This is a genomic window from Geoalkalibacter subterraneus (assembly GCF_000827125.1).
Taxonomy (GTDB): Bacteria; Desulfobacterota; Desulfuromonadia; order Desulfuromonadales; family Geoalkalibacteraceae; genus Geoalkalibacter_A; species Geoalkalibacter_A subterraneus.
On the sequence record NZ_CP010311.1, the window covers coordinates 1,028,324 to 1,055,058 of the forward strand.

28 protein-coding genes are annotated in these 26,735 nt (G+C 57.0%); 26 read left to right on the plus strand and 2 right to left on the minus strand.

All coding sequences use genetic code 11. From position 1 onward, the window contains the following. The first annotated feature begins 46 nt into the window (after window positions 1-46). The 8 genes from GSUB_RS04605 to GSUB_RS04640 all read left to right on the plus strand — a co-directional run bounded on the left by GSUB_RS04605 (window position 47) and on the right by GSUB_RS04640 (window position 7,732). Entirely contained in the window at window positions 47-931 is an 885-nt protein-coding gene (locus GSUB_RS04605; protein WP_052464357.1) for a Druantia anti-phage system protein DruA, read from the plus strand. Between the two features lie 18 nt (window positions 932-949). Then, on the plus strand, window positions 950-2,479 hold the full coding sequence (locus GSUB_RS04610) for a transposase family protein (protein ID WP_052464355.1): 1,530 nt from the start codon (window positions 950-952) through the stop codon (window positions 2,477-2,479). Window positions 2,480-2,797: 318 nt separating this feature from the next. Then, the gene (locus tag GSUB_RS04615) at window positions 2,798-3,880 is read left to right on the plus strand and encodes an N-acetylmuramoyl-L-alanine amidase family protein (RefSeq protein ID WP_040199423.1); all 1,083 of its coding nucleotides are present in this window, start codon (window positions 2,798-2,800) and stop codon (window positions 3,878-3,880) included. Continuing rightward, complete coding sequence (gene rph, locus GSUB_RS04620) at window positions 3,880-4,608, plus strand: ribonuclease PH (RefSeq protein WP_040199425.1); 729 nt, start codon at window positions 3,880-3,882, stop codon at window positions 4,606-4,608. The genes GSUB_RS04615 and rph overlap by 1 nt, the downstream gene beginning before the upstream one ends. A gap of 3 nt (window positions 4,609-4,611) precedes the next feature. Then, window positions 4,612-5,199, plus strand: coding sequence for an XTP/dITP diphosphatase (locus GSUB_RS04625; protein WP_040199426.1), 588 nt, complete (start codon window positions 4,612-4,614; stop codon window positions 5,197-5,199). 183 nt (window positions 5,200-5,382) lie between these two features. Next, complete coding sequence (locus GSUB_RS04630) at window positions 5,383-5,694, plus strand: hypothetical protein (RefSeq protein WP_040199427.1); 312 nt, start codon at window positions 5,383-5,385, stop codon at window positions 5,692-5,694. Window positions 5,695-5,771: 77 nt separating this feature from the next. Beyond that, the gene (locus tag GSUB_RS04635) at window positions 5,772-7,259 is read left to right on the plus strand and encodes an SDR family oxidoreductase (RefSeq protein WP_040199429.1); all 1,488 of its coding nucleotides are present in this window, start codon (window positions 5,772-5,774) and stop codon (window positions 7,257-7,259) included. Then, on the plus strand, window positions 7,256-7,732 hold the full coding sequence (locus tag GSUB_RS04640; RefSeq protein WP_040199431.1) for an SRPBCC family protein: 477 nt from the start codon (window positions 7,256-7,258) through the stop codon (window positions 7,730-7,732). The genes GSUB_RS04635 and GSUB_RS04640 overlap by 4 nt, the downstream gene beginning before the upstream one ends. Here GSUB_RS04640 and GSUB_RS04645 read toward each other — a convergent pair. Next, window positions 7,691-8,545: a L,D-transpeptidase family protein gene (locus GSUB_RS04645; protein WP_052464551.1), complete on the minus strand. Its 855-nt coding sequence runs from the start codon at window positions 8,543-8,545 to the stop codon at window positions 7,691-7,693. The two genes, GSUB_RS04640 and GSUB_RS04645, sit on opposite strands and share 42 nt — an antisense overlap. A 181-nt stretch (window positions 8,546-8,726) precedes the next feature. Between GSUB_RS04645 and GSUB_RS04650 the strand changes: the two genes are divergently transcribed. The 18 genes from GSUB_RS04650 to coaBC all read left to right on the plus strand — a co-directional run bounded on the left by GSUB_RS04650 (window position 8,727) and on the right by coaBC (window position 25,766). Continuing rightward, the gene (locus GSUB_RS04650) at window positions 8,727-10,742 is read left to right on the plus strand and encodes a monovalent cation:proton antiporter family protein (RefSeq protein ID WP_040199433.1); all 2,016 of its coding nucleotides are present in this window, start codon (window positions 8,727-8,729) and stop codon (window positions 10,740-10,742) included. Between the two features lie 165 nt (window positions 10,743-10,907). Continuing rightward, a complete protein-coding gene (locus GSUB_RS04655) occupies window positions 10,908-11,216 on the plus strand; it encodes a hypothetical protein (RefSeq protein WP_040199435.1) in 309 nt (102 codons plus the stop codon). A 193-nt stretch (window positions 11,217-11,409) separates the two neighbouring features. Beyond that, window positions 11,410-11,826, plus strand: a complete 417-nt coding sequence (gene ndk, locus GSUB_RS04660) for a nucleoside-diphosphate kinase (protein ID WP_040199437.1) — start codon at window positions 11,410-11,412, stop codon at window positions 11,824-11,826. A 129-nt stretch (window positions 11,827-11,955) separates the two neighbouring features. Then, entirely contained in the window at window positions 11,956-13,014 is a 1,059-nt protein-coding gene (rlmN, locus tag GSUB_RS04665; RefSeq protein WP_040199439.1) for a dual-specificity RNA methyltransferase RlmN, read from the plus strand. 63 nt (window positions 13,015-13,077) lie between these two features. Then, the gene (gene mtnP, locus GSUB_RS04670; protein ID WP_040199440.1) at window positions 13,078-13,950 is read left to right on the plus strand and encodes an S-methyl-5'-thioadenosine phosphorylase; all 873 of its coding nucleotides are present in this window, start codon (window positions 13,078-13,080) and stop codon (window positions 13,948-13,950) included. Between the two features lie 43 nt (window positions 13,951-13,993). After that, a complete protein-coding gene (locus tag GSUB_RS04675) occupies window positions 13,994-14,911 on the plus strand; it encodes a PfkB family carbohydrate kinase (protein WP_040199441.1) in 918 nt (305 codons plus the stop codon). Between the two features lie 8 nt (window positions 14,912-14,919). After that, entirely contained in the window at window positions 14,920-15,456 is a 537-nt protein-coding gene (locus GSUB_RS04680) for a hypothetical protein (RefSeq protein ID WP_040199442.1), read from the plus strand. Between the two features lie 66 nt (window positions 15,457-15,522). Beyond that, the gene (locus tag GSUB_RS04685) at window positions 15,523-16,269 is read left to right on the plus strand and encodes a tetratricopeptide repeat protein (protein ID WP_158414040.1); all 747 of its coding nucleotides are present in this window, start codon (window positions 15,523-15,525) and stop codon (window positions 16,267-16,269) included. A 54-nt stretch (window positions 16,270-16,323) separates the two neighbouring features. After that, entirely contained in the window at window positions 16,324-17,205 is an 882-nt protein-coding gene (locus GSUB_RS04690) for a helix-turn-helix domain-containing protein (RefSeq protein WP_040199445.1), read from the plus strand. A gap of 22 nt (window positions 17,206-17,227) precedes the next feature. Further along, a complete protein-coding gene (locus GSUB_RS04695) occupies window positions 17,228-17,782 on the plus strand; it encodes a response regulator (protein ID WP_084212192.1) in 555 nt (184 codons plus the stop codon). Continuing rightward, complete coding sequence (locus GSUB_RS04700; protein WP_052464553.1) at window positions 17,779-18,633, plus strand: purine-nucleoside phosphorylase; 855 nt, start codon at window positions 17,779-17,781, stop codon at window positions 18,631-18,633. The genes GSUB_RS04695 and GSUB_RS04700 overlap by 4 nt, the downstream gene beginning before the upstream one ends. A gap of 272 nt (window positions 18,634-18,905) precedes the next feature. After that, complete coding sequence (locus GSUB_RS04710; RefSeq protein ID WP_084211753.1) at window positions 18,906-19,283, plus strand: response regulator; 378 nt, start codon at window positions 18,906-18,908, stop codon at window positions 19,281-19,283. 36 nt (window positions 19,284-19,319) lie between these two features. After that, window positions 19,320-19,769: a universal stress protein gene (locus GSUB_RS04715; RefSeq protein WP_040199448.1), complete on the plus strand. Its 450-nt coding sequence runs from the start codon at window positions 19,320-19,322 to the stop codon at window positions 19,767-19,769. Window positions 19,770-19,870: 101 nt separating this feature from the next. Then, entirely contained in the window at window positions 19,871-21,091 is a 1,221-nt protein-coding gene (locus GSUB_RS04720) for a hybrid sensor histidine kinase/response regulator (protein WP_052464555.1), read from the plus strand. 34 nt (window positions 21,092-21,125) lie between these two features. Next, a complete protein-coding gene (locus GSUB_RS04725; protein WP_144401949.1) occupies window positions 21,126-22,721 on the plus strand; it encodes an NAD(P)/FAD-dependent oxidoreductase in 1,596 nt (531 codons plus the stop codon). Next, window positions 22,722-23,903, plus strand: coding sequence for a 3'-5' exoribonuclease YhaM family protein (locus GSUB_RS04730; protein WP_040199449.1), 1,182 nt, complete (start codon window positions 22,722-22,724; stop codon window positions 23,901-23,903). Between the two features lie 3 nt (window positions 23,904-23,906). Continuing rightward, a complete protein-coding gene (locus tag GSUB_RS04735; RefSeq protein WP_040199450.1) occupies window positions 23,907-24,527 on the plus strand; it encodes an MBL fold metallo-hydrolase in 621 nt (206 codons plus the stop codon). 45 nt (window positions 24,528-24,572) lie between these two features. Continuing rightward, window positions 24,573-25,766, plus strand: a complete 1,194-nt coding sequence (coaBC, locus tag GSUB_RS04740) for a bifunctional phosphopantothenoylcysteine decarboxylase/phosphopantothenate--cysteine ligase CoaBC (RefSeq protein ID WP_040199453.1) — start codon at window positions 24,573-24,575, stop codon at window positions 25,764-25,766. A gap of 19 nt (window positions 25,767-25,785) precedes the next feature. On the opposite strand, the gene GSUB_RS04745 is transcribed toward coaBC, so the two are convergent. Continuing rightward, window positions 25,786-26,724, minus strand: a complete 939-nt coding sequence (locus GSUB_RS04745) for a zinc dependent phospholipase C family protein (protein WP_040199455.1) — start codon at window positions 26,722-26,724, stop codon at window positions 25,786-25,788. Window positions 26,725-26,735: the final 11 nt, after the last annotated feature.

The window sequence follows — 26,735 nt, forward strand, 5'->3', positions numbered from 1 at the left end:
CTAAGGTAGCGTGGCATGACTGTGATTTCACCCAGGAGGCTGCGCCATGAGAGACGAGAGGAAGCAACTGGTTCACTGCGGGAGAACCATCGGACCTGAAGAAGTGGAGGCGATTCAGGAAACGGTTTCGACATGTTCAGGATTGAGCCGATTCGAACTGGCATTTACCATTTGTGAGCACCTGGATTGGCGCACCGCTTCGGGGAGTTTGAAGAGGGATGCCTGCCTGAAGCTACTGGAGAAGCTCGAACAGCAGGGATTGCTGAAGCTTCCGCGGAAGCGGACCATCGCCCCGGGAGCGGGGCTGAAGAAGCAGCCGAAGCCGACGCGCAGAACGGAGGCGACCACGGCGGTAAAAGGCAGCGTCGCAGAGATCGGACCGGTTCGGCTGGCAGGGGCGGACAGCAAGGATGCGGCCGATCTATGGAACGAGTATGTGAGCCGCTATCACTACCTGGGGTACACGCCTCCCATCGGCTGTTTCCAACGCTACTTCATCGAGAGCGAGAGGGGGCTTTTGGGGTGTCTGCTGTTTTGCGGCGCGGCGAAGTCGTTGCAGGAGCGGGATCGCTTTATCGGCTGGAGCAAGGATGAGCGACTGAGGAACCTGGGGTTCGTCATCAACAACAGCCGTTTTCTGGTGTTTCCCTGGGTACAGGTGAAAAACCTGGCAAGCCACACCTTAGGGAAGGCGGCAAGGCGCATCGGGGACGATTGGCACAAACGTTGGGGATATCGGCCGCTGCTGTTGGAAACGTTCGTGGACCCTGAGCTTTATGCAGGGACCTGTTATCTGGCAGCGAACTGGCAGTACCTGGGGATGACGACCGGCCAAGGTCTGGCGCGCAGGGGAAAGAGCTACAGCACGACCCCCAAGAAGATCTTCGTGAAGCCGCTTGCGGGAGATTTCCGCGGCGCGCTTTGCTCGTAGCAGGCAGGGGGTGGCGCCATGGGCAAAGCGAGCCGCCGTGCGAACCGCGAAGAGATCAAGGCGAAGGCAAGGCAGAGAAAACGCGCGCAGAAGGAACTCGGACGCAAGCAGGAAGAAGAGGGGTTGAAGAGGGCCTCCCACGCCACGATCGCCAACCGCAAGAGCGGCTATAAAAGCGTGGAGGAGGAGGGTCTTGCCCGCAACGAGGCGGCCTGGGAGCAGCTCAAGGTGTTTCGCGGCCAGTTGCCGGTGCTTTTGAGGCGATTGTCGGCGATACCGGATCCGAGAACCGCGAAGAAGACCAAGCACAAGCTATCCGTGCTGCTGATGTTGGGAATTCTGTCGTTCGTGCTGCAGATGGCATCCTCGCGGGAGGTGACCAGGGAAATGAGCCGTCCGATGCTCTGGGAGAACCTGAAGGCCCTGTTTCCCGAACTCGAAGAGACCCCCCACCATGACACCCTCAAGAGGGTATTGTCACAAATCGAGGTGGACCAGATCGCGTCGGTACAGCTGGAATTGATCCGGAAGTGGATACGAAACAAGAAGTTTTCCCGATACTTGGTCAATAATTGCTATCCCGTTGCGGTAGACGGTACGCAGAAGATGGCGCGCGGCTGGCTTTGGGACGAAGAATGCCTGCAACGCACGTTCAATAGAGGGCAGAGCGCGGAGCAGACGCAGTACTACGTCTATGTCCTGCAGGCGAATCTCGCCTTTTCCGGCGGGATGAGCATTCCCTTGATGAGCGAGTTCCTGTGCCATACGCAAGGAGATTCGCACAGGAGCAAGCAGGACTGCGAGCTGAAAGCTTTTTATCGATTGGCTGCGAGGCTCAAAGAGGCGTTTCCGGCGCTGCGGATCATGTTGTTGCTGGACGGGCTCTATGCGAACGGGCCAGTCATGGAGCTGTGCCGCCGGAACAAATGGCAGTACATGATCGTGCTGAAGGATGACGCCTTGCCGAGCACGGTGAAGGAATTTCAGGCCCTGGCACGGCTTGAGCCGAAGAACCGGCATTTTCAAACCTGGGGCGGCAGGCAGCAGCGTTTCAGATGGGCAAACAGGATAGAGTACAGCTTCGGGGCGAACGGCAGGAAGCGGGAGATCGTAAACGTCGTCGAATGTCTGGAGAGCTGGCAAGAGATTGGCAACCAGGGGTGCGACGTGGTGGAAAAGACCAGCCGGCACCTCTGGCTATCGAGTGAGCCCCTCGACCGATGGAACCTCCACGAGCGGTGCAATCTGGGCGCACGCTCGCGCTGGGGGGTCGAAACAGGCTTCCTGGTAGAGAAGCACCACGGCTACCAATACGAGCACTGTTTTAGCCATGATTGGAACGCGATGAAGGGTTTCCATTATCTGATGCAATTGGGGCACATGTTCAACATCATGGCGAGGTATTCGGAAAAGATCGCCAGAATCATTCGGGAGACCGGGGTGCGGGGATTGATCCGCTTGGTACGCGAAACGATAGCGAGTCCGTGGCTCAATCAGGCGTGGATCCGCGAGCAGATTGCTGCCCCTTTCCAGTTACGGCTGACATAAAAGAGGGTCAACCACACCTATCGCCGCAGGCGAAGGGGTAGGTACGCCCTGAATCAGGGAAAACAGCACGTGAGAAGCTCCGCCCACCCTGGGGCAGATGTCTCTGGGGTCATTCGGACAGCATTACGCCTCAAATTTCCCGCCGAGGCGTTGAGCACAGGCGCGGGTCATCGCTTCATGCGTCAGCACTGGAGTTGCTGAACGTAAATTGACACTCCTCCGGACCTTGATGTATAAGATTGTGCTTTGGTCTGCAAATGCCCCCTCCCTACAGGGGAAAGTGCGCATCCCGTTGCAGATCAGGTGAAGGAGAGGTGTATGCGGTATGTCCAACTGATCCTGTTGCTTTTTTTTGCGGTTTTGACCAGCTCCGTAGCGCAGGCTGTAGTGGAACTGGCGCCTGAAGGGCAGTCGCCCAAGGTCATTGATGAGGTCTACTGGCAGGATCAGACCTTTTTCGTGGCCATCGAGGATGTTCTCGCGGCGGTGGACCGCAGCGGCGAATGGGACAGTGTCAAGCACGTTTACCGTTTCGATAGTCCGCGCGGCAGCGTTGTTATCGCCCCGGGCAGCCAGTTCGTGAAGGTTGATGGAAGCTATCGCCCCCTGAACCGCAAGCCGCGGTTTATCGACAATCGCCTGCGGGTGCCTGAAGAGTTTGTCACCCGTCATCTGCCCGACCTGATCCGCACCCCGATCTACTATCGCAATCTGACCTCGCGCGAGGAGGTTGAAGAGGAGGAGCCTGGGACTCTGGACCGGCTGTTCGCCATGCTGCTGCGCCGGGAGGCGTCTTCCTCCAACTCGGCCAGGCTTCGGGCCCTTGCGCTCGACCCCGGCCATGGCGGCTTTGATACCGGCACCATCGGTCTCGACGGGGTCCAGGAAAAAGAGGTGGCACTCGCGACCGCTCGGCAGTTGGCTAAAATTACCAAAATGCGGCTGGGGGTTCCGGTCTATCTCAGCCGTGATGGCGATTACGCGGTTACGCCTGCTCAGCGGCTGGAGCCTGCTCTGAAAGAGGAGGTCGATGCTCTGCTTATCCTTCATGCCCAAGCCTCCTGGGATGTGTCTGTCGATGGAGCCGCCCTGATCGTGCGACCGCAGGAGGAATTCGAGGGCGAACGCATCGATGCGGAGCGCGGGGACAGCATGCGGCTTGCCCGTCATATACAGCAGAGCCTGGAAGCTGCGGGGATTGAAACAAGCGGCATTTACCAGGCCGCGCTGCCGGCTCTCGGGCGCGGCAACCTCCCTACCGTTCTGGTCGAGCTGGGATATCTCACCAATACAAAGGATCATGCGCGGCTGGTGACGGATGCCGGTCGCGAGACTATCGCTCAGGCGCTTTATGACGGCCTGCAGAATTTTATTCGAAAAACCGAGGAGAAAGCACCCTGATGTTGAATTTTGAACGTTCTTACGAACGCACCCCCGACCAATTACGCCCCGTCATTTTCGAGAGGGGCTTTACCCGTTACGCGGAAGGTTCCGTCCTTGTTTCCTTTGGCGAGACCCGTGTTTTATGCAATGCCTCCGTTGAAGAGAATGTGCCCCCGTTCATGCGTGGTGAAGGGCGCGGCTGGGTAACCGCCGAATACAGTATGCTGCCGCGCGCCACTCAGACGCGCAGTCCTAGGGAGGCGGCACGGGGCAAGATCGGCGGTCGAACCCACGAAATCCAACGGTTGATCGGTCGTTCTCTGCGTGCGGTGGTTGATCTGGAGGGACTGGGCGAACGGACCATCAAGATCGACTGCGATGTATTGCAGGCCGACGGCGGCACCCGGACCGCTTCCATCACCGGTGCTTATGTCGCCCTGCACGATGCCTTGTCCGGATTGCTGGAGAAGGGCCTGATCGAGCGCATGCCCATTATAGAAAGCGTTGCGGCCGTCAGTGTCGGGGTGGTGGTGGGCGTGCCGCTGCTCGATCTCGATTACCAGGAGGATTTTCAGGCCCAGGTCGACATGAACTTTGTGATCACCAGTTCCGGACGTTTCGTTGAAGTGCAGGGGACTGCGGAAGAGGAACCCTTTACGGCAGAGGAGTTAGATGCTCTGCGGGATCTGGCGATGAAGGGCTGTGCAGATCTGACCTCCCTGCAGCAGCGGGCCCTGGAGGCATAAATTATGACTTCGACACTGGTGGTTGCCACCCGAAATTCCGGCAAGCTTCGCGAAATCAGACATCTCTTGTCCGATGTGGGGATTGAGGTCGTGGGGCTCGACGCCTTTGAAACCATCGGGGAGATTGTCGAGGACGGCGACAGTTTCGCCGCCAATGCGCGAAAAAAAGCCCAGGTCGTTGCGCAGGCGACCGGACAGCCTGCCCTGGCGGATGATTCAGGGCTCGAGGTCGAAGCCCTGGGCGGGAAGCCTGGAATCTTTTCGGCTCGTTTTGCCGGGCCTGACGCCACCGATGCCGATAACAACAGCAGGTTGCTGGAAAAATTAAAGACCGTCGCCGCGCCGCGCAGGGCGACCTTTCGCTGCGTCATGGCCCATTGCATCCCTTCGGGGGAGTGCAACCTGTTTGAGGGCAGACTCGACGGCCTGATTCTCGAACAGGGACGGGGCGCGGGCGGTTTCGGCTATGATCCCCTCTTTCTGGTTCCGGAATACGGCAAAACACTCGCTGAGCTTGCCATGGAAACGAAAAACCGCCTCAGCCATCGCGGTCAGGCTTTGAGAAAAGTCGTCGAATTTCTTCGGAAATAAAACAGCCGGACCTGTGAGATTTTTTTTTGGTCCTTGAAATATTTCTTTCTTTGGATTTATTGTTGAAGTGCTGTAAATTTGTGGAATAATTGTGATCATCGTGAATTAATGGGGCGATCGATCGGTTCTTGTGCCATTTGTGAATTCATGCTTTTGCCCCGATAACACACAAAGGAGGATTTTATGCGTAAAATTACAACCCTGGTTGTCGCAGGCGTTTTTGCTGCGGGAATGGCCGGCTGTTCGCCCTATATGGCGATCGAACCGGAAGATGAGAACCTGTTTAACGAAGCAATTGCTGCGGCCCGCGAGGCCAAAGCCGCCAACGAGTCGGCACAGGATGCCGCCTCCCGTGCGGAAGCCGCTGCCCAACAGGCCGAGCAGTCGGCTCAAAGTGCAGAGCGCTCCGCCCGTGCTGCATCAGGCAGCGCGTCTGAAGCCAAGAGTGCTGCCGACAAAGCGACCAAGGCTTTTGAAATGACCCTGCAGAAATAATCGAAAATCTGTTTGAGCTCAAAAAAAAGCCCCGGAAACGGGGCTTTTTAAGTCTGTCATCAGGATGAGGTGAACCTATGGGCGTGGCGAAGAGCGATTGCGCGCCGGTGTTGGTGACCGGCGCAACAGGTTATATCGGTGGCCGACTGGTGCCGCGCCTGCTCGAAAAAGGCCTCCACGTCCGGGTTGCCGTCCGCACCCCTTCAAAATTGCGCGGGAGATCCTGGGCCGGGAATGAACGCCTCGAAGTTGTCCAGGCCGATGTGTTCGACCTGGAATCCCTGCAGAAGGCTGCCCAGGGGTGCCGTGCCGCCTATTATCTGGTTCATTCCATGAACCCCCAGGCCAAAGACTTTGCGCAGGCTGATCGTATTGCCGCGGGCAACATGGCGAAGGCGGCGGCTGATGCAGAGCTGGCACAGATTATCTACCTCAGCGGCCTGGGAGATGAGGATTCAAATCTCAGCCCTCACCTTCGCTCTCGCGCCGAGGTGGCCCGGGTGCTGCGTGAGGGACCCGTCCCAGTGACCGTTCTGCGGGCTGCGATGATTATCGGCTCCGGCAGCGCCTCGTTTGAGATCCTTCGCTACCTGGTGGATCGCCTGCCAGTCATGGTCACACCTCGCTGGGTGGACACGCCCTGTCAGCCCATTGCCGTTCGCAATGTCCTCAATTATCTGGTCGGCTGCCTTGAGATTCCCGAGGCCTCTGGAGAGACTTTCGACATTGGTCAGCCCGAAATTGTGACCTATCGGCGCCTGATGGAGATCTATGCCGAAGAAGCCGGGCTGCGTCGCCGCTGGGTGATTCCCGTCCCGGTGCTGACGCCGCGCCTGAGCTCCTACTGGATTCACCTGGTCACCCCGGTGCCGGCGTCCATCGCCCGGCCCCTGGCGGAAGGGCTGCGCAACGAAGTGGTGTGCCGGGATCACCGCATTCGTGACCTGATCCCGCAGGAGTTGCTCGACTGCCGCACCGCCATCCGCCTGGCCCTGGAGAATTCGCAACGGTGCATGGAGAGCCGCTGGACGGACGCGGGGCAGACCCCGCCGGTGGAGTGGGCCCTGGAGCACGATCCGCAGTGGGCCGGGGGGACAGTGTTCGAGGACCAGCGCCGAATCTCGGTTCAAGCTTCGCCTGAGCAGGTGTGGCGGGCAACCCTCCATTCTGAAGCGTCGAGCGGCTGGCTATGGCGCCTGCGCGGATTTGCAGACCGCTTGGTCGGCGGCATCGGATCAGGACGCGGCGGTCCAACTGTGGATGAAGTGCGCCCCGGTGATGTGATTGACTTCTGGCGGGTCGTCGACGCTGAGCCGCCATCCCGGCTTTTTCTGCTGGCCGAGATGAAACTGCCCGGCGCTGCAACAATGGAGTACGCTGTTCGTGATGCGGGGCAGGGGAAAACGGAAGTGCGGCAGATCCTTCGCTTTATGCCACGCGGCTTGGCAGGGATTCTTTACTGGTACCTGGTGGCGCCGTTGCACGGGGCCGCTTTTGGCGGGAAGATCAAGGCCATTGCAGAGCAGGCGCAAAAAAATGCGATTCAAGGCGATAGTGCGTCATGAAACTGCATTGCCTGCATTATGTTCAATCCTTCCCCGTTGAACTCGAAACCTGCTGGCGGTTTTTCTCCGACCCGGCAAACCTGAGCGAGATCACACCGCCATGGCTCAATTTCCAGGTGACCAGCGAACTGCCTGAGCACATGCATGCCGGCATGATGATAAGCTATCGGATCCGGCCTGTTATGGGGATTCCGATCGATTGGGTCACTGAGATCACCCACGCCGATGAACCCCGTTTTTTCGTCGATGAGCAGCGCTTCGGCCCTTACCGCTTCTGGCATCATCAGCACCTTTTCCGCGCGGTTGATCAGGGGGTGGAAATGCAGGATGTCGTGCATTATGCCCTGCCGTTGGGAAGACTGGCTGAGCCCATTCGTCGCGCTCTGGTTGCGCCCAAACTGCAGGAAATATTTTCCTACCGGCGTGAGGTCCTAGCGCGGCGCTTTGGCGTCTGCGATTTCCCTGGGGACTGAAACCCTGGCAGGCAGGCCGTCGGCGCGCCGTAAGGCCTCCTGCACCGCGCCTCGATCAATGGTCTGCTCAACCCCGACCACTTCGGCCTGATCCCACACTCTGCGAAAAGCCGCTTCTTTCTCGATGCCTTCAAGGGAGTGAACCTCCAGGTAGAGGTGTCCGTCTTTGATGCCGAGTTTGATCGGGTCGTTGATGATTCTGACCGGGAGGCCGACGCTCACCCGGTGATAGAGATCTTGGATATCGCGCGGATAGAGGCGGATGCATCCGCTGCTGATGCGCCGCCCGACGCCATGCGGCTTATTGGTGCCATGGATGCCCAAATTGTGATCGGAGAGGCCGATCCAGTGGCTGCCCAGAGGGTTGTCGCTGCCGGGCGCGACAACCGGCGGCAACTCGGGCATCTGGGCGCGGATGGAAGGGGGCGGCGTCCAGGAAGGATTTTCAGCGCGATTGGCGACTCGGTAGGTCCCAAGGGGGGTATCGCGCCCCTCGCGCCCGATGCCGATGGGGTAGATCCGCACATATTTCTGTCCCTCCTGTTCCCAGATCAGGTAGAGGCGCAGTTCAGCCAGGTTTATGGTAATCCCCGGTTCCAGAGGCTGTGGTATGATGGCTGCGGTGGGCAGTGTGATGCGCTGGCCGGCGGCAGGCATCCATGGATCGATCTCAGGATTGGCGCGCACCAGGTTGGTATAGCCGATACCGGAGCGGTAGGCGAGATGAACCAGGTTTTCGCCTTTGCCGAGGATGTAATCGCGATTGGAGCCGACGACCGTCGGCTTTTTGTCCTCAAGTCGGGCCTCTTCCATTAATCGGGGCTGCCACGCCCAAGTCTCCACGGTTGGCAGAAGAACTGAACAACCTACAATCAACAATAAAAACAAGACACTTTTAAAGTTAAGGACCAAAACCATTAATTTTTTTTGCAGTGCTCTCCGCCGTTCACAGGGACGGAAAAAGGGGGCTGTACGATTTTGACAGGGTGAAAACATGGAAATTCCTCTTTTAGGCGATATCTCGGTTATTTTCGGTCTGGCGGTGGCCGTTCTTTTTGTATGCCATACGCTGCGTATCCCCTCGATTGTCGGCTTTCTGCTGACCGGCGTGGTGGCCGGCCCTCACGGGCTGGGGCTGATCAAAGCCGTCCATGAAGTTGAACTGCTGGCCGAAATCGGCGTGGTGATGCTGCTGTTCACCATCGGCATAGAGTTTTCACTCAAAAACCTGCTGCGGGTCAAGAGGGCAGTGCTTTTAGCTGGCTCTCTGCAGGTGTTCGCGACACTTTTGGTCGTTTATTTTATCGAGGTTGGCCTGGGGGCTGATCGCGGAACGGCCATCTTTCTTGGCTTTCTAATGGCCTTGAGCAGTACCGCGATTGTGCTCAAGCTATTGCAGGAGCGCGCCGAGATCGATACCCCCCACGGCCGCACCACCCTGGCGATTCTGATCTTTCAGGACATTATCGTCGTTCCCATGATGCTGATCACTCCCATGCTGGCAGGCGGCACTGGCGACATCGGCGAGTCGTTGATGCTGCTGGTGGCCAAAGGGTTGGGCGTGGTGGTTCTGGTGTATCTCTGTGCCCGCTATGTGGTGCCGGTTCTGCTTTATCAGGTGGCACGCACCCGCAGCCGTGAGCTCTTCCTGCTCACCATCGTCATTATCTGCCTGGCGACTGCCTGGATGACCTCCAGTATCGGCCTCTCCTTCGCCCTCGGGGCCTTCCTGGCGGGCCTGATCATCAGCGAGTCCGAATACAGTCATCATGCCTTGAGCAATATACTGCCCTTTCGCGATATTTTCACCAGTCTTTTTTTCGTTTCCATCGGTATGCTGTTCGATATCAAGTTCCTGCTGGCTCAACCAGGAACCGTTTTTCTGATCGCAATGGGAATCCTGACGCTGAAGGCGATCCTTGCCGGAGTGGCAACGGTGTCGTTGGGATTTCCACTGCGCACGGTTATTCTGGTGGGGCTGGGGTTGAGCCAGGTGGGCGAGTTCTCCTTTATCCTGAGCAAAACAGGGGTGGATCATGGCCTGCTGAGCGGGCAGACTTACCAGATGTTTCTGGCGGTTGCGGTGGTGACCATGGCCGCCACTCCCTTCATTGTTGCCGGTGCCCCGCGTTTTGCCACCCTGGTTGAGGGCTTGCGGGGAGGCCCAAAGGGCAAAGGGCGCAGACAGGAGGCGCGCAACCATCCGTGCATGCTGGGCGCCTTCAACGATCATATCATTATTATCGGTTATGGTCTCAACGGACGCAACGTTGCACGGGCGGCGCGAGCGGCGGGGATCGATTACGCTATTCTGGAGATGAACCCGGAGACGGTGCGTGAAGAGCGCGCCAAGGGAGAGCCGATTTTTTTTGGCGATGCGATACGCGAGGAAGTTCTTGAACCGCTTGGCATTTATTGCGCCCGCGTGGTGGTCATCGCCATCTCGGACCCGGTTGCCACACGCCAGGTTGTGTCGGTGGTCCGGGAGGAGAATCCCAAGGTTCATATTATTGCCCGGACCCGCTATTCCTCTGAAATGAAAACTCTTTACGAACTGGGAGCCAATGAAGTCATCCCCGAAGAGTTCGAAACCTCGGTGGAGATTTTCACCCGTATTCTCGGAAAATACCTGGTGCCGCAGGAAGAAATCGAAAAATTCGTGGCTGAAGTACGTGCAGACGGTTATCAGATGCTGCGCAGCCTTTCCCTTGAACACGGCGCGGTCGATCAGCTCGATCTTCAGTTGCCGGGCGTGGAGATCAGCTCGTTGCGGGTTTCTTCCCATTCACCGTTAGTCGGGAAAACTCTTATTGAAACCGACCTGCGTCAGAGTTACGGGGTGACAGTACTGGCAGTGCAGAACAAATCGGGCATCGTTGCCAATCCGGAGGCCGAAATTCAGATCCATTCCAACGACCTTCTGCTGGTGATCGGCAAGCCGGAACAGATTTCAGCAGCAGCATCACTGACCAAAGGCAATGTGTCGCACACTGGTTCTCAAGAGGATTGATCGAACCGGAATTATGCCTGCGAAATAGGAACATACAAAGAAGTTGAGAACAAAAAGAGCTCCGAAAAATACCCGACATCGCTCGACATGACGATAGATGGCGGTTGTATTTTCGACCTTTTCAGGGAAAATGAACGAAACATCTCACAAAGGAGAATGATGATTATGAAAAAGGTTATGGTACTGGCAATTGTTCTGATGTTCAGCGCAGGTGCGGCAATGGCTTATCCTGAGAACGCCGTGCAGAATCAGGCTTCCGAGCATGCCCAGGCAATGAAGGAAAAGGCAGCTGAGAAGCAGGAAGCAGCTCAGCAGAAAGCCCTGGAAAAGAAGGAAAAGGCCGCAGAGAAACAGGAAGCGGCCCAGGAGAAAGCTCAGGAAAAACAGGAAAAAGCCTTGATGAAGAAAGAAAAAGCCAAGGAAAAAACCAAATCTGCTCCTAAAAAGGGTGGCGCTATGCTGATGGGCTGCTAAGACGCGGTATAACCATCTGTCAGTAGAACGCAAAAAGCCTCCGAAGCCTCAGTCGGAGGCTTTTTGCGTTTCCGGCCTGGTCGGTCTTTCCGCCTGAATCCTTGACATCCGTGTCGGTCAGTGCTAAATAACGCCACGTTTTTGCGTGAATCATTCGACATCGACATAACACGACACCAAAGGAGTCACCATAATGGAAAGAACATTCGCCATCATTAAGCCCGATGCCTTCGCCGCCGGCAATGCCGGCAAGATCATTGCCCGCATCTATGACGAAGGGTTTAAGATTGTCGGTCTGAAAAAACTCTACATGAGCAAGGTCGAAGCCGAAGGGTTCTACTATGTGCATAAAGAGCGCCCCTTTTTCGGTGAGCTGACCGACTTCATGAGCAGCGGCCCCTGTGTGGTGATGGTGCTGGAAGCCGAGGGCGCCATCAAGAAATGGCGCGACCTGATGGGCGCCACAAACCCGGCTGAAGCCGCTGATGGTACCCTGCGCAAGGAATTCGGCAGCAATATCGGCGAGAACGCGACCCATGGTTCCGACGCGCCCGAGACGGCTGCTTTCGAAATCCCCTACTTCTTTTCCGGTCTCGAGCTGCTGGCCTGATCCAGGATTTATAAGAAGTTACCAAAAGTCAGACCTTGTGAAGTCAAAGCCCTTTGGGTACAATCCCGAAGGGCTTTGCTGTTTCTGAATGGCGGCAGAATTTTTTCCGGCCCACGAAAGTGAACATTTATGGCCTGTGACGACACCCGCGTCGACATCAAAAATTTAGACCTTGAACAATTAACGGCTTTTCTCGCCGGCATGGGGAAGGAGGCCTTCCGCGCGCGCCAGATCTTCGGCTGGCTCTATCGCAAAGGCGTCGACTCCTTTGCGCAGATGACGGACTTGTCCAAAGCGTTTCGGGAAGAGCTGGAACGCCGCGCCTGCATCTCGAGCCTCCCCGTCGAGACGGCCGATGTCAGCAGCGACGGAACCTGCAAGTATCTGCTGCGCCTTCATGACGGCCAGACCGTCGAGAGCGTTCGTATTCCCATGGAAGGCGGACGCGATACGCTGTGCATCTCAAGTCAGGTGGGGTGCGCCATGCAGTGCCGGTTCTGTCTGACCGGCAGTTTCGGCCTGACCCGCAATTTGAGTTCCTCAGAGATTGTTAACCAGGTTTGCGCGGCCTTGAAGGACGGTCCGATTCACAATATCGTGTTCATGGGGATGGGGGAGCCGCTGCATAACCTGGACAATGTTGTCACGGCCCTGAAAATTCTCTTTGCACATGAGGGCTTCGATTACAGCCCACGTAAAATCACCGTTTCCACCTGCGGCCTGATACCGGAGATGAAGGAACTGGGTCGGCGCATCCGGGTCAACCTGGCGGTGTCCTTGAATGCCACCACAGATGAGTTGCGCCACCGGTTAATGCCGGTCAATCAGCGCTATCCTCTTGAGCAGCTCATGGCGGCCTGCCGTGGATTCCCCCTGCCGCCCCGAGGGCGCATCACCTTTGAGTATATCCTGATGGAGGGGCTCAATGATTCGCAGGCCGATGCAAAGCGTCTGGTCAAGCTGCTGCATGGCATCAAGGCAAAAGTGAACCTGATCCCTTTCAATGCCTATGAGGGTTCACCGTTCAAGCCGCCTGAGGAGAAGGCCGTTCGCGCGTTTCAGACCTATCTGCTCGATCGGGATATCGTCGCGATCCGGCGGGCCAGCAAGGGAGCCGATATCTCGGCGGCCTGCGGTCAGCTCAAGGGCCGGCTGGAGCAGCAGAGAGAAGCTGCCAACCAGGATTGACAACAACAGCTCTGCGATCCCTTTTGGGGTCGACAATTGATTCAATTTTTGGAGGATGTTTTTATGACCAGTCCCACTATTGGCGTCATCGGCGGAAGCGGCCTGTACCAGATGGAAGGGTTGAGTGATCTGCGCGAGGTTCATGTCGAGACTCCCTTCGGTCCGCCGTCCGATGCGTTTATCACCGGTGTTCTGGACGGAGTGAAGATGGTTTTCCTGCCGCGCCACGGTCGCGGCCATCGCTTTCTGCCGTCGGAGGTCAATTATCGCGCTAACATTTACGGCATGAAGACCCTGGGGGTCGAACGGATTATCTCTGTCTCCGCCGTGGGAAGCATGAGGGAAGATATCGAGCCGGGGCATATCGTCATCCCCGACCAGTTCTTCGACCGCACCCAGGGCAAACGTGCTTCAACTTTTTTCGGCAACGGCGTGACCGGCCATGTGCAGTTCGCTGACCCTGTCTGCGCCGACCTGGCTGCGGTGCTGGGCGAATCCGCTAAATCCGTAGGGGCCAACGTACATCGTGGCGGCACTTACCTGTGCATTGAGGGTCCCAATTTCTCCACCCGTGCCGAATCCCGCATTTATCGCAGCTGGGGCGTTGACATCATCGGCATGACCAATCTCCCTGAGGCTCGCCTGGCTCGCGAAGCTGAGATCTGTTACGCCACTATTGCTCTGGCGACGGATTATGACTGCTGGCACGAGGGGCATGATGACGTTTCGGTCGAGGCGGTGATTGCAATCATTCAGAAAAATGTGGCGACGGCGCGAAATATCGTCAAGGCGTCAGCCTCTCGTCTTGATGCTTCGCCGTGTACCCGGGGTTGCGCCGATGCCCTGCAATACGCCATTATGACGGACAAGGCGCTGATCCCTGAAAAGACCCGCAAGGAACTTGAACCCATTATGGGCCGTTATTTTAATTCCTGATGGGGAGAATTCTGCTCTTCATCTTTTTGCACAGGTTGTTTTTATGAGTATTCTGGTTGTTGGATCTGTCGCGTTTGACTCGGTTCAAACGCCTTTCGGTCAGGTTGAAGATGTTCTGGGCGGCTCGGCCACCTATTTTTCCACCGCGGCCAGCTTTTTCACTGGTGTCGACCTGGTGGCGGTGGTTGGAGAGGACTTCCCTGCCGAGCATGTCGATTTTCTGCAATCCCGCCAAATCAACCTGGCAGGGTTGCAGCGGGCCCCTGGATCCACTTTTCGTTGGAAAGGTCGCTATGAGTACGATCTCAATGAAGCGCATACCCTCGATACCCGCCTGAACGTTTTCGAGAGCTTCAAGCCGGAACTGCCCTCAGGCTTCGAGGATGCCGAATTCGTGTTTCTGGCCAATATCGATCCCGAGCTTCAGCTCCAGGTACTCAAGCAGGTGAAAAAACCGCGTCTGGTGGCCAGCGATACCATGAACTTCTGGATCGAAGGCAAGCGTGACGCGCTGGTGGAAACCCTGGCCAATGTGGACCTTCTCGTCATCAATGATGCCGAGACACGTCAGCTCGCCGGGGAACCCAACCTGGTTAAGGCCGCGCGCATCATCCGCGATATGGGGCCGCGAACCCTGGTGGTCAAGCGTGGCGAATACGGTGTGATCATGTTTCGCGACGAAACGGTTTTTGCCGCGCCGGCCTACCCGCTGGAGTCGGTTTTCGATCCAACCGGTGCTGGAGACACCTTTGCCGGCGGGTTCATGGGCTATCTGGCCGCGACCGGGGATCTTTCGGAAGCCAATCTGCGTCAGGCCATTGTTTTCGGCAGCGTTATGGCTTCATTCACCGTTGAAAAATTCAGCCTTGACCGTTTGCGGACACTGGAGTACGAAGAGATCAGAAGCCGTTTTCGGTTGTTCAAGCAACTGACCCATTTCGAGGATCTCTCGGAAGAGTAAGGCCGATTATGATGTTTCTGCCCGACGAAACTAGACTCAGCCTTGCGGTTGAAGCCGACCAGGTGTTGACCCTGTATCGCTCAATCAACCCGGTGCAGGTTTCTCTGCCCGGAGTTCCCGGGCAGAAGGCCGGTGCCTTTGTCTGCGTCTTCTTTGAAGGAGATGCGGCGCGTATCGCGGTTGTGCTGGAATTGCACGAGGCTGGGCGGCTTTATTTCTACTTCGATGATGATGGGCCGGTCCCCGCAGCCCGGGTCGCTTCCCTTCTGGATGAAGCGCTGTACTTCGTCGAAGCCATGGGATATCTCATGGTTGATCTGGAATGGGATCATCTGGAGGAGAATGAACGCGATGCGCTTTGGCGCAATCTGCCTTTGAAACAGGGCATGCCGGCCCCTGTAAAAAACGGTGACATCTCGTCGGGGGATGGTGCCTCGGACCCTGTGCAGGTGAGCGGTCCCGGCGGATCTTTTGCCGATAAAGAGATGGAAGCGCGACGACAGCGAGTGATCGCCAATCTCGGGCGCCTGTTTGCCGCTTATTGAACAAGAAACGAGAAGTTCGTATATCTCAGACGCCGCTTGAGGTGCCTGGTTTTCAAGGAGATGCTTGTGGTTCCATTTGTGCGTACGATAGTCCTGGTTGTTGCTTTGATGCTGCTGTGGGGGTGCGCCCCGGCAAACCAGGACCGGCAAGCGGCCCAAACCCATTACGCCTTGGGAGTCAGTTATCTGCGCGAGCCCAACGTCACGGAGGCGTTGCGTGAATTTCTCAAAGCGGTCGAACTTGACCCGCGCAATGCCAATCTGCATCAGGTCCTGGGGCAGACCTATCATCTGAAAAAGGCCTACCCTGAAGCCGAGAAACATTACCTCGAGGCCGTTCGTCTCTCCGGCGGGGATCCGGGCTATTACAATAATCTCGGGGCGCTTTATCTCGATATGCAGCGTTGGGATGACGCGGTAGAATATTTCCGTCTTGCCGCCGGAGATTTGTTGTTTGCACAGCCGGAGGTGGCGTTCACCGGAGCGGGGACTGCTTTATTGGAGAAGGGGGAGCCTCTGGAAGCTATTGAATATTTCCAGCAGTCCCTCGAAAAAAATCGCCGCTATGCGCCAGCCCATCTGCACATGGGGCGGGCTTATCAGGCCTTGGGCCGGCCGGGGCCTGCGATCGAGTCTTTTCTTGAAGCCACCAGAATTGATACCGGTTATGCTGAGGCTTATTACCAGTTGGGGCTGGCCTACATGAAACGCAAGGAGGATGGCAAAGCCCGAGAGGCTTTTGAAAAAGCCATCTCCCTGCGACCCGATTCGGAATTGTCACGCAAGGCTGAAAACTATTTGAAGCTTTTGTGAAAAAACAGCCGGTTAAATTCATCCGACTGTTATCACCCTGACCCTGGCGTAGCTATGAGTGAAACCGAATTTTACGGCGATATATTAAAAAACCGCCGCAGGGAGCGTCAATTGTCCCTGGACGATGTCGCGCGGCAGACCCGCATGCGAACCGCCTTTCTCGAAGCTCTGGAAGAGGGGCGCTTCGAGGAATTCCCGGCGGAAACCTACGTCAAAGGTTTTCTACGCAATTACAGTGAGTTTTTGGGACTTGACTCTGAGACTCTGCTTGACGTCTATCAGCAGCAGCGCCCTGCCGTGGCCGATGTCGACAGTGAACTGCGTCGTATCGAGACGGGGCTGGTTCAACCGGTTCAACGCAGTTCCCCCCGGCGGTCTCTGCTGCTTTTTCTTTTTATCACGGTTCTGATCCTTATTGGGTTGGCGATCGGTTATTTTCTGACTCAGAAACCCGGTGTCGTAGGCCTTCTTCCTGAGTCGCAGGTGCCGGTGGATGCGCCCGGAACGGTGGATCCTGTGCAGAATAGAGCATCCCCGCCATCTTCTGATGCTGGTACTGTGACGGAGACTGAGGGTGAGGCTCGGACGGAAGTCACCAATCCGGTGGAGGATCTTCCCTCCATTGTTAGCCCCGCGACGCCGGCACTCATCAACGAAGATCCAGCATCCGCCCCCGCTGACTTCTTCTCTCCGCCTCCGGTGGCTCCGGGAGCCGCTCTGAAAATCCGGGCCGTCGCCGCGACACAACTCGAGGTGGCCATCGACCAGCGCCCGCGCCAGCATTATGAGCTGCGTGAAGGGTCTGTGCTGGCATGGCGGATACAGCAGCAGGCCGAACTCATCGTCGAGCAGCCCGAGGCGGTAAATCTGGAACTCGATGATAAACCGCTTGATTTTGATAATAATTCTAAGATTCTTATAATCACGGGGGAGTGATTCTCCCCGGCAGGTGAAATAAATGCAGCTCAGGTGTCCACAATGCGGAGCACGCTATCGAATCAGGGATGAAAAAGTCCGGGCCGGAGCCCGTGTGCGGTGTCCGAAATGCAACGACATCTTCCCGGTTCAGGTTGCCGCGGACCTGGCTGCCAAATCCAGTGCCTCACAGAAGACCACCGCCCCTGAGCTGCAGAAAACCCGCCCCAAGGTGGTGCTCGTTGAAGACGCCCGCTATTTTCGCGAGCTGATTCGTGATGTGCTGACTCCTCTCAATTTCGAATTTCACGAGGCTGCTGACGGCGCCGAGGGCTTGCGCATCATCGAGCGGTTCCGCCCCGATCTGGTCATCCTTGATCTGAATCTCCCCGAAATGAACGGGTATGAATTGATGAAGGCCATTCGTGCCCGTGCCGCTCTGCGCGATACGCGTATTCTTGCCATGAGCGGTGTTTTCCGCAAAGAGGTCGATCAGCAGGCCGCTCAGCAGGCGGGAGCCGACGAATTTATCGGCAAATCGTTCACACCTGACTTTCTTCTCGAACGGGTCAACCATCTCCTCGGCCTTTCATCATGAGTCTTGAAAACAAGCATTCATCTCTCGCCGCCGCTTTTGTTCAAGAGCGATTTGCTCTCCGAGCCGGTTCTGTTTTCGACCTGGCCGTTGTGCTTGGTTCCGGGTGGGGGGGGCTGGTAGACAGGCTGGTGGATGCCCAATCCATCCCCTATTGTGAGATTCCCGGATTCGGCGCAGCTTCTGTCGCCGGGCACCGCTCTCGTCTGTGGGCGGGAACTTTCAATGGCTGGCGACTGCTGGTTTTTCAGGGACGCTATCACCTGTATGAGGGGTACCGGGCTTGCGAGGTTGTGCGGCCGGTGGAACTGGCTGCTGACCTAGGGTGCCCCCGTCTGCTGTTGACGAATGCGGCAGGTGGTGTTCCCGCCCATTTTCGACCCGGTGATTTCTTGTTCATTGAGGATCATCTCAACCTGACCGGTGACAACCCTTTGCGCGGTCTTTCCGATGCGTTTATCGACCTGAGCCGCCTGTACCGAAAGGATTTGTATCCTGCGTTGAATCAGCGTTTGAAAAGCCGTGGCATCCGCATGCATCAAGGGGTGCTGGCGTCTTTGCCGGGGCCCAGCTATGAAACGCCGGCTGAGGTGCGCATGATCGAGATGCTTGGTGGTCACGCTGTTTCCATGTCAACGGTGCCCGAAGCCATTATGGCCTGTTATCGCGGTCTGGATGTTGTCGCTCTCAGCTTGATTTCGAACCATGCGGCCGGCGTTGCCGATGTGCTCTTGTCTCACGAGGATGTGCTTGCAGCGGGAAGCGAGGCGGCTGGTTTGTGCAGTGAACTGGTTGGCAGTCTGATCGATTGCTGGGGCTCGGCGGATGAAGGTGCCCCCGCGGAACGGCAATAAAATATCGCCTTTCAGGGTAATTTCTTCTTTCTGGAGCCAAAAGGACTTTGTCTTACCGCAAAGCTGTCAAGGAAAAAAACAGTCTTCTTTGTATTGTTTCTAATTTTGGCCGCAATAAGGTTTATGTCCGCTTGACAGGCCTTTGGCCCGTGGTAGAATTGCAAATAATTCAAAATCGCCGGGTCAGTCGGTGAAGATACGAACAATTTTCGGGTCGTTTTTAATGTTGTTATGAAAATCAGGTTCTGGGAGTTGTTTTTTTGGACATGCATATGGGAAAAATTCTTATTGTTGACGATGAAGAAAACGCCCGTATCGGACTCAGCCGACTGTTGTCGCAGGAAGGCTATGATGTGGACAGTGTCTGCGACGGTGCCGAGGCGCTCGATTATATCCGCGACCACCGGGTGAGTCTGGTGATCAGCGATATACACATGCCGGGCATGAACGGCATGGTTTTTCTGCGAGAGCTTCACCGCAGCCATCCCGGCATCAATGTCATCATGATCACCGCCTACGGCGGTGTGGAGTCTTACCTGGAAGCCATGAACCTGGGGGCTTTCGAATATATCAACAAACCCGTTAAAATTGATGAACTCAAGTCGGTCATGAACAAACTTTTCAGCCAGAACAATCAGGCCAGTGTCTGACAAGGGCGATTGGTTCCGGCCATGGGAGACAATGTCATGAAGGAATTCAAAAACATTCTGTACGCCACCGATTTTTCCGAAAGCTCCGATTATGCGTTTCAGTATGCTTTCTCGCTGGCCAGGAAATATGACGCGCGCCTTCTGCTGGTTCACGTCATCAACGAGCCTGTCGACTTGAGAGGGTTCTATGTCCCCCATATCTCTTTTGAGAAGCTTGAGGAAGAGATTCTGCAGGGCGCACAGAAAATGATGGAAAAGTTTTGCCGCACCCACCTTGGCGACTTTAAAAATTATGAGCCGTTTATCCTGCCCGGCATTCCCTATGACGAAATCATCAAGAAAGCCGATGAGCAGCAGGCCGACCTGATTGTCATGGGGACTCATGGCCGGACCGGACTCGACCATGTTCTGTTCGGTAGCACGGCTGAAAAAGTGGTGCGTAAATCGAACGTGCCGGTCATGACGATTCGTATCAACGAAGAATGATCGCCACAGGCCCGACCATATAACCAATGAATCAGAAAAGGCAGCTCCGGCTGCCTTTTCTGATTCAGGTTTGCCCTTGTCAACCGACGCGGACGCAATGTATGCTGACAGCCGGATTTTCAATACGTTCGGTGGATGGTTCCTTGAGCGAAGCGCCTGAAAAAATTCTTGTTGTAGATGACGAGCGGGTCATTCTGCAGCTGACTTCCATGATCCTGCGCAACCGGGAGTTCGAGGTTCTTACGGCCGAAAGCGGCGAAGAGGGCCTTGAGCTTCTGGCTCGCGAAGAGATCAGCCTGGTTCTGCTCGATTACATGATGCCGGTCATGGACGGCATGACTGCCCTGAAGCAGATCCGGGAGCAGCACCCCCGCACCTATGTCATCATGTTCACCGGCAAGGGCAGCGAGGAGATCGCCGTCGAGTTGATGAAGGCCGGTGCCTCCGACTATATCCTCAAGCCGTTCAACAACCAGGACCTGCTCGATCGAATTGAAAATGTCCTGCGCATTCGCCGTATTGAACTTCACAACAAGGAATTGCGTGAAGAGCGTGAAAGACTGCTGCGCGAAATCGAGGAGTGGAACCAGGAACTTGAACGGCGTGTCGCGGAGAAAAGCGCCGAACTGGAAAAAGCCCAGATGGAAATTATCCAGGCGGAGAAGCTCGCCGCTTTTGGACATCTCTCCGCCGGCATGGCGCATGAAATCCGCAACCCCCTCAATTCCATCAGCCTGTTTGCCCAGATTCTCAAATCATCCGTCTCTCAATGCGCCGACCTTAAAGAGTATCCGGATAAAATCATCCGTGAGGTTGACCGGATCGATGCGATTCTGGTCAAGTTGCTCGACGCGCGCAAAAAGCCCCATGTCACCCTGCAGCGCGTAAACCTGGTCCGGCAGATCGAAAACTGCCTGGAAATATTCGAACCGCAGATCAAGATGCAGAATATCAGAGTGGAGACGGAGATTTCTCCTGATATCCCGGAGCTTGACGCCGATCCCCACGAAATTTCCCAGGTATTCAACAATATTATTGTCAATTCGCTGCACGAGATGCCCGAGAGAGGAACGCTGCGGGTTGCGATGTACAGTGCCGAAGATACCCTTCACATCAAGATCTCCGATACGGGGGGCGGGATCCCCGACGAAAACCTTTACTGCATCTTTGATCCCTTTTTTACCACCAAGGAGCGTGGCACGGGGCTGGGTCTCTCGGTCGTGCTGCGTATTGTCAAGGGCTACGGCGGGCGCATCAATGTCGAAAAGCACAATGGAGACGGCACGACTTTTCACATCCAGTTCCCGGTGATTGCCTCGTGAATTTCGATATGGCTGAATCCGGAGTGGTCGTATTTTGAGGCGATGGCGACTCAGCGACATACGGCTGCCCCTCGAGCGGGATGATGAGCGTCATCTGCGCCTGGAAACGGCCCGGATTTGCGGCATCCCGACGGAGCGTGTTGCCGATCTGACGATAGCGCGCAGGGCTGTGGATGCACGCAAGCGTCCAGCCCTGTTTGTCGTCTATACCGTTGAGTTTTCGGTGGATGACGCAACCGCCGCCGATCTTGAATGCCGCCGCGTTGCGAAGCTGGCTGAGGTTCAGCCGAGTGCACACCCGGACATACCGCGTCTTGATACAAAACGGCGGGCCGTCGTGGTGGGCATGGGACCGGCCGGACTGTTTGCCGCCTGGCGCCTGGCCTGTGCCGGGGTGCCGGTGACCCTGTTGGAGCGCGGATGTGCAGTGGAAGAGCGGGTTCACCATGTCGGCGCGTTCTGGCAGGACGGCCATCTTGACCCGGAGAGCAATGTGCAGTTCGGCGAGGGTGGCGCGGGAACCTTTTCCGACGGCAAACTGACCACCCGTCTCAACCACCCCGCTATGCGCCTTATCCTCGAAACACTGGTGGACCTTGGCGCTCCCGAGCAGATACTGGTCGATGCAAAACCCCATGTAGGGACCGACCGGCTGAGGCGGATCCTGAAAAACTTTCGAGCATCCCTGCAGGAAAAAGGGGTTGAAGTCCAGTTTCGTACCCGGCTCATCGGGATGGAGTGCGAAAAGGAGCGTGTGCGTGCGGCACGTCTCGCTTCCGGCAGGATACTCCCCTGTGACGCCCTGGTGCTTGCTCCCGGTCACAGTGCCCGCGATACCTATGCTATGCTTGTGGACGCAGGCGTTGCCCTTGAGCCCAAACCCTTTGCCGTGGGAGTCAGGGTTGAGCATCCGGCTGCGCTCATCAATCGCATCCAGTACGGCGTGCCCGCCCATCCCCGCTTGAGTGCCGCCGACTATGCGTTGACCTACAACCGCAAGTCCGATGGGCGCGGGGTCTATTCCTTCTGTATGTGCCCCGGGGGAGAGGTTATCAATGCTTCCAGCGAGCCCGGGGCGCTGGTGGTCAACGGTATGAGCAATCTGAATCGGGCCGGCGGCTATTCCAACAGTGCCCTTGTGGTGACGGTGCGTCCCGATGACTTTCCCGAACCAGGCCCTCTGGGCGGGATTGCCTTTCAGCGGAAACTGGAGCAGGCTGCTTTTCAGGCCGGCGGCCGAAATTACCGGGCACCGGCCCAGAACCTGATGACTTTTCTCGGACGCGGCAGAGGGGCTGTGCGCTCGAGCTGCCGTCCTGCGGTGGTTGAGGCGGATCTTGACGGGGTGTTGCCGCCATTTGTGGTTCACGCCCTGCGAGAGGCGCTGCCGCATTTCGACCGACGCATGCGCGGCTTCATCACTGCCGAGGCGGTCCTTGTCGGCGTCGAAACCAGGACGTCTGCGCCTTTGCGCATCCTGCGCGATGCGAACGGCCAATCCGTTTCGCACCCCGGCCTCTACCCCTGCGGAGAAGGCGCCGGGTACGCCGGCGGCATCATGAGTGCCGCTCTTGATGGTTTGCGCATCGCCGATGCGATCATTGCCCAATTTCAGCAACAGGAGATTTGAGTGAAGCAGGTTTATGTCAAGGATGTAAAGGAACGTAACTGGGTGGAGTGCCCCTTTCTGGTGCGCGATAAAATCATGGCGATGGCCAAGAACGGCAAACCCTACATGACGCTCAAGCTCATGGATCGCACCGGTGAGATCGAAGGACGGGTCTGGGACCGGGTCGATGAATTCTCCAGCCGTTTTGAAAAGGACGATTTCATCTTCGCTCGCGGCAAGGCGAGTGTCTACATGGGCAAAATGCAGCTGGTCGTGCAGGACCTTGAGCGCCTCGATGAGGCGAGTATCGATCTGGGCGACTACCTGCCGACCTCCGACTGTGATCCTGCGGAGATGGAGGCCAGGCTGCGCGACAAAGTTGCAAACATCGGCGACAGCCATCTGCGCCGCCTGATGGAGAGCTTCCTGGCCGATGACGATTTTCTCAGGCGTTTTGTCATGGCCCCTGCGGCAAAGGCCATGCACCATGTCTACCTTGGCGGGTTGCTGGAACACAGCCTGGCGGTGGCCGACCTTGTTGACGACGTCAGCGGGCGCTATCCCGGCCTCAATCGCGATCTGCTGGTGACCGGCGCTCTGCTGCACGATGTGGGCAAAATCGATGAATTGTGCTATGCGCGATCCTTCGACTATACAGATGAAGGCAAGCTGATCGGCCATATCGTCATCGGCACAGAATTGGTCGAAGATAAAATCCGTGACCTTGAAGGGTTCCCCCGCAAAACCGCGGTGCTGCTCAAACATCTGCTTCTGTCGCATCACGGGCAGTACGAGTATGGTTCCCCCAAACGGCCCAAGACGGTTGAAGCGGTTATCCTGAATTTCCTCGACGATCTGGACTCCAAGATCAACGGCGTGCGTACCCATATTGAACGTGAGCCGGACAATCCGAGCGGTTGGACCAGCTATCACCGGCTTTATGATCGATACTTTTTCAAGGACGCAACGCCGGCCAATGAAGTTCTGTCCGATCAGGCTGACTCCCGGCCATCGACAGACCAAGCGCGTACCACGCCGCAGCCTGCCGTTAAACCTGCGGCTGCGCCCGCGAAGAAAGACGCCACGCAAAGCAATAAAGAGGATCGCCCCCGGCGCCGCGCCAATAAAGGCTTCACTCTGGGCGAGCAGCTGCGCGGCAAAAGTCTGGATCTGTTTTCCACTGAAAATTCCGAGAAGGAGTAGCTTGTGATTCTAGAACGTCTGGCGGTCGGGCCGCTGCAGGTCAACTGTTTTATCATCGCCTGTCCGGAAACCCTGGAAGCTGCAGTCGTCGACCCCGGGGACGAAGGGGCGCGGATTCTGGAATTGGCGCAGAGCCGGGGACTCAATGTCCGCATGGTGATCAATACCCATGGTCATTTCGATCACATCGGCGGAAACCGCTATCTGGTGGAGCAGACTGGTGCAGAGCTTCTGCTCCACCGGGATGATCTGCCCCTTTTTGACAAAGCCGGCGAACATGCCGCGACCTTCGGCTTTAAAACCGAGCCGTCGCCGCAGCCGAACCGCCTGCTCGAAGGGGGAGAGACCCTGAAGCTTGGAAATCTGGAAATCTCGGTGTTGGCGACTCCGGGCCATTCGCCGGGCGGCATTTCACTGTATGTGGCGCCCCATGTCTTTACCGGCGATGCCCTGTTTGCCCAATCCATCGGCCGCACCGATCTACCCGGCGGCGATCTCGACCAATTGCTTGGCGCCATCCGCGACAATCTGCTGGTGCTGCCGGATGAAACCCTGGTTCATCCCGGACATGGGCCGGACAGCACCATCGGTCGGGAGAAAGTGCTGAATCCTTTTCTGCGATGAGCGCCTCCTGCAGGATCGCTCCATCCTAACGACAGGATATCCTTCATGCTGCATGACAAGACGATCGTCCTGGGTGTGACCGGCGGCATTGCCGCCTATAAAGCGGCCGAGCTGACCCGGCTCTACGTCAAAGCCGGCGCCGATGTGCATGTCATCATGACGCGCGGCGCCCAGGAGTTTATAACCCCTCTGACGCTGCAGACCCTGAGCTCCAACCCGGTGCACACCGAGATGTTCAACCTGCTCAGTGAACGTGAAGTGGGGCACATCTCGCTGGCCGACCGGGCCGACGTTTTCGTGGTGGCGCCCGCCACTGCCAACCTGGTGGGTAAAGTTGCCGGCGGTATTGCCGATGACCTGTTGACCACCACCATCATGGCGACCAAGGCCCCGGTTCTGCTGGCGCCGGCGATGAATGTCAACATGTGGGAAAACCCGATCTATCAACGTAACCAGGCGGATCTGGAACAGCTGGGCTACCATTTCGTGCAGCCCGTGGAGGGATTTCTGGCCTGCGGTTGGGAAGGGAAGGGCAAGCTGGCGGATCCGGCGGAGATCTTCGAGGAGACCATTGGGCTGACGCTGCCCAATGATCTGGCGGGAGAGACGGTGCTGGTCACCGCGGGCCCAACTCGGGAGGAGATCGACCCGGTGCGTTATATCAGCAACTACTCCTCCGGCAAGATGGGCTACGCCATTGCGCGTGCGGCGCGCCTGCGCGGCGCAAAGGTGGTGCTGGTCAGCGGCCCCTCAGCGTTGCCGCAGCCCGTTGGCGTCGAGCGCATCTGCGTGACGAGCGCCGCTGAAATGAAAGAGGCTGTGCTGGCCCGGTGCGACGAGGCCACTATTATCGTCAAGGCCGCTGCCGTTGCCGATTATCGGCCTGCCCATCGCGCTGAACACAAGATGAAAAAACACAATACCGATGCCCTGAATCTTGAACTGGAGAAAAATCCGGACATCCTCTCGGAACTCGGCCGCCGCAAGGGACATCGCACTCTGGTCGGGTTTGCCGCCGAAACGCGTGACCTGCTGGAAAATGCGCGCAAGAAACTGACGGAGAAAAATCTTGACCTGATCGTTGCCAACGATATCACCCAGCAGCACGCCGGTTTCGATGTCGATACCAATGTGGTTCGGCTGCTCGCGCCGGACGGCAGTGAAGAGATCCTGCCGGAGATGTCGAAGGATGAGGTTGCCCACCGTTTGCTCGACCGCATTCTTGCGTTGCGTGGCTAACCTTGGGGAGTTCCGCGTGCTAAGCGGTCTTGCGTTCCACCGCTTCACAGTTCGACAGAAGATCGAGGATTTCACGGGGCCGGGTGATCCCCTCGCGGAAACAGTTTTTGAACCCGAGTATGATTTCTTCAGACTGCTCGTCGCCGAGTTTGCCGTCCATATGGAGAAGATGAAGGTTCTTGCGCACCATGCGCGCGGCGGACAATGCTCTTTCGCCGGTGGGATCGGCCTTCCAGTAAGGGCTGCCATCCATCTCGCACAGGATGCTTTCGGTGGCTTCTTTGGCCAGGTCCAGGTACTCGTCACGGCTTTCGCCGGGCAGATCGTATTTCGAGGTGATTGAGATGGAGCGCAGCACCTTCTGCCACTGTTGCAGACGGTTGAGCAGCAGCAGTGAGTTGAAGAGGCGTTTGTTGGTATTGAAGGAAAAGATGGTATCCGACAGCACGCTGCGCATCATGGTGTCGTTTTCGCGGAAATCCTTGCGCGCGATTTTGCGGGCGATGCGCCAGATCTCGGGATCGACCGTGGCCTCGAAGCGCAGTTCCCAATACGCATGTTTGAGCATCAGCGTATTGTAGGTGCGCACCATCTTGAAGGGCACGAAATAAGAGTGCGCAATGGTATCGGCCGCCAGGTGGGCCAGGTAGCCGTGAGCGCAGGCCTTCTGTCGATCCGTGACGGAGGCTGCAAGAATCTTGCGTCCCAGCCGCCAGGAATGGCAGTGGTTGAGGTAGTGAGTGAACTTCTTGCCCAGAGTGATATCCGCGCTGATGCATCCATAGAGAAAATCATGCGGATGCGCCGCGAGCAGCCCCCGAAGTGCCGCCGGCAGGAGTTGAAGGTTGTCGAGGATGTGGCTGCCGAGTTGCAGGTGGATGCCGATGCCCCAGGCATATGCATCCCCGGGCCACAGAATCATGGCTAACACGACGGCCAGAAATATTTTCGAAACCATGAGGTCCTTAA